Source organism: Streptomyces capoamus (assembly GCF_014654935.1).
Lineage (GTDB): Bacteria > Actinomycetota > Actinomycetes > Streptomycetales > Streptomycetaceae > Streptomyces > Streptomyces capoamus.
Genome location: NZ_BNBF01000055.1, coordinates 5,525 through 8,369 on the forward strand (window position 1 = coordinate 5,525; position 2,845 = coordinate 8,369).

4 protein-coding genes are annotated in these 2,845 nt (G+C 67.6%); 2 read left to right on the plus strand and 2 right to left on the minus strand.

Annotation, left to right across the window (positions count from 1 at the left end; all coding sequences use genetic code 11):
• The coding region (locus IE312_RS37560) for a hypothetical protein (RefSeq protein WP_229900933.1) at nt 1-482 on the plus strand (482 nt) is incomplete at its 5' end.
• A 31-nt stretch (nt 483-513) separates the two neighbouring features.
• On the opposite strand, the gene IE312_RS37565 is transcribed toward IE312_RS37560, so the two are convergent.
• Nucleotides 514-1,254 carry a class I SAM-dependent methyltransferase gene (locus IE312_RS37565; RefSeq protein WP_189986794.1) on the minus strand — a complete coding sequence of 247 codons (741 nt, stop codon included), beginning with the start codon at nt 1,252-1,254 and terminating at the stop codon, nt 514-516.
• A gap of 416 nt (nt 1,255-1,670) precedes the next feature.
• Between IE312_RS37565 and IE312_RS37570 the strand changes: the two genes are divergently transcribed.
• A complete protein-coding gene (locus tag IE312_RS37570) occupies nt 1,671-2,237 on the plus strand; it encodes a hypothetical protein (protein ID WP_189986795.1) in 567 nt (188 codons plus the stop codon).
• A gap of 146 nt (nt 2,238-2,383) precedes the next feature.
• Here IE312_RS37570 and IE312_RS37575 read toward each other — a convergent pair.
• On the minus strand, nt 2,384-2,845 hold a 462-nt coding region (locus IE312_RS37575; protein ID WP_189986796.1), incomplete at its 5' end, for an oligopeptide/dipeptide ABC transporter ATP-binding protein.

Genomic DNA, 2,845 nt, shown 5'->3' on the forward strand with positions numbered 1-2,845 from the left:
ATCGGCCGGGGGACCCGCCGGCCTCGAATGCCTGGGTTCCCCTTCCGGCCGTGGGAACTGAAGCCGCCCCGGCCGACGATCCGAGCACGCGCGCAATCCAGGAGGAGAACATGACCGACCAGCCGGGCAGCCGCGGCATCAGCGTGGGCGGAAAAGCCTCAGGGAACTTCACCACGGGCGACAACGTGACCCAGAGGCTGGAGTACACCTCGACCGGAGTACCACCGGAGTCCATCATGTCTTTCGTGGAGCTGATGGCGAGCGGCATTCCCCGGTTCGGCCTGTCCGCGGAACAGGAAAGCGGCGTCAGGGACGCTCTGCGCGAGCTGGAACGCGAGGCGGCCGGCGAGACCCCGTCGCCGTCCAGAGTGGAGAGGGCCATGCTCGCACTCGGCGGCTACCTGTCGCAGGCAGGAGCCCCGGCGGTGGCCGCCGCGTTCATGACGCTCGCCATCCGTCTGGGTGTGGCCCCACCCAGGTGATCTCCGCGACCGGCGTCCGTAGGCCGCGGGGCTAGGCCCGGCGGGTCACGGTGATGATCTCGGCGGAGCCGGGGGTCAGCGGGGAGCGGTCCCAGTCGCCGTACTGTGCGACGACGCTCAGGCCCGCCTCCGTGAGGAAGTCACGCAGGCGCTCGGGGTCCAGGAAGCGCAGGACGCCGGGGACGATCCGGGGGGCGGGCCAGCGGGGGGTGGTGTAGGTCTCGGTGAAGTGCACCCGGCCGCGGTCCGGGGCGACGGTCCCGACCTCGTGCCACACCTTCACCGGAGTGCCGTCGGCGTCGGTGGTCTCGTACACCCGCTCGGGGGTCCAGCGCTCCCAGGGGCGGGCGCCCGGGTTGCGGGTCTCGAAGACGAAGCGCCCCCCGTCCGCCAGGGCCGCGCGGGCGGCGCGCAGGCAGATGCGGATCTGCTCGTCCGTGACCAGTTCCTGGAAGGCGTGCCCGGTCATGACGACCAGGTCGAACTCCGGCCGCCAGCACCGCACCCGCACATCGCCGAGCACCCACTCGACGTCCGGCCGGGCCCGCCGGGCCTGGACCAGCATGGCGGCGGCCGGATCGAGCCCGGTCAGCCGCCCTGGGTGCCCCTCGGCCCGGGCCCGCCGCAGCAGCTGCCCGGTGCCGCAGCCGATGTCCAGCACGGAGCCGGCCTGCCGCAGCAGTCCGAGGTAGAAGTCGTCACCCGGTCCCCAGGGGTTGAGGCTGTCGTACAGCGCGGCCAGCGAGAGATCGGCATAGACGTGATCCACCACCGCGGCAGTCTGACACACGATGCTGAACGGTGTGTCAGGAACCGGGCAGTTCTTGAACTCCTCCGTACCACAACGGCGTTGGGCGATTCGGGATCCCGGTCCGGGACCGCGAAGAGGGCCCGCGCCTGGGAAGGCGCGGGCCCTCGTCCCCTGGACCGGACGTTCATGGGCTCGGGTCAATGGGCCGGTGAAAGTCCGCTCCGCAAGGGGGCGGCTGACGGAAAGGGGTGTGTCAGGCCGCCGCCTCGGGGTTCTTGGTGAGGCGCGGAGCCGGAACGGCGTTCGTGGTATGCGGGTAGTGGCACACGCCGTCAGGTGACCCGGTTGCGAGTCTACCGCCCAGGCCCTGGCAGCAAGGGTCGGACGGAAAAGCCAAGAACGTTACGAGACGGCAAAGTAGCTCAGAATCAGCTCAAATGAGTGATCCAGTGTGCGCGGAGCGTGATTGGATTCCCTGTGTCGGTCACTCCGGCCGACGTAAAATGACCAAGGGGGAACTGGTGAAGTTCGCTCGCAAAATCGGGGCTGTCGCATCCGCGACTTCGGTATGTGTCGCGCTTGGTGTAATTGGCTCCGCCTCGCCGGCTCAGGCGAGTCAATTGTCGTTCAGGCTCAAGAATGCCGTTTCGGGTAAGTGCTTGCAGTGGAATGGCATCGACGGCCAGGACATCTCGCAAGTCAAGTGCAAGAACGCTCTCAATCAGTATTGGGGGCGTGCTGGCCAGAAGCTGATTACCATGTCTGGCGGGCTCGTTGGTGAGGGCTGCGTGACGAGCCAGAACGGACACGAGGTACACGCTTCTGGCTACGCCTGCTACAAATATGACCTCCGTCACAACGGTTGGTCGATATTGTCCACCAACCGGGGTGCTAAAACGCCGGTGGGAAATGCTGTCTGCGGCGTTCTCAAGACGACAGAGGGTGGAAATGTCCTCTGTGGTAAAAAGGTGCCCGGCGACCGGGACGTTTGGGTGATCGCCTAGGGATTAGCCCCCCGAAATAGAGGGCCCGTGCAGAGCAATTGCGCTGCACGGGCCCTCTGTTTCTTATAATTCGGACGATCAGGGGCTCGGGTCAATGGGCCGGTGAAAGTCCGTTCCGCGAGGGTCGGCTGACGGAAAGGGGTGTGTCAGGCCGCCGCCTCGGGGTCCTTGGAGAGGCGCGGAGCGGGGACGGTGTCCGTCGTCTCGGGATAGTGGCACGCCGTCAGGTGACCGGGCTTGTTGCCCTCAGCCTCCACCAGCGGCGGCGCTTCCGTCGCGCACTTCTCGGTCGCCTTCCAGCACCGGGTGCGGAAGCGGCAGCCGGAGGGCGGGTTGATCGGCGACGGCACGTCGCCGGTCAGGCGGATGCGCTCGCGCGGCTCCTCGTCCACCGTGGCCTCGGGCACGGCGGACAGCAGGGCCCGGGTGTACGGGTGGCGCGGGTTGTTGTAGAGGTCGTCGCGGTCGGCGATCTCCACGATCTTGCCGAGGTACATCACCGCGACGCGCTGGGAGAAGTGCCGCACGATGGCCAGGTCGTGGGCGATGAACACGAACGCGATGCCGAGGTCCTTCTGCACCTGCTGGAGCAGGTTGACGACCTGGGC

Excerpts from the sequence above, each read along its gene's own strand:
- IE312_RS37570 (WP_189986795.1), top strand. The coding sequence starts at position 1,671 with ATGAGTGATCCAGTGTGCGCGGAGCGTGATTGGATTCCCTGTGTCGGT.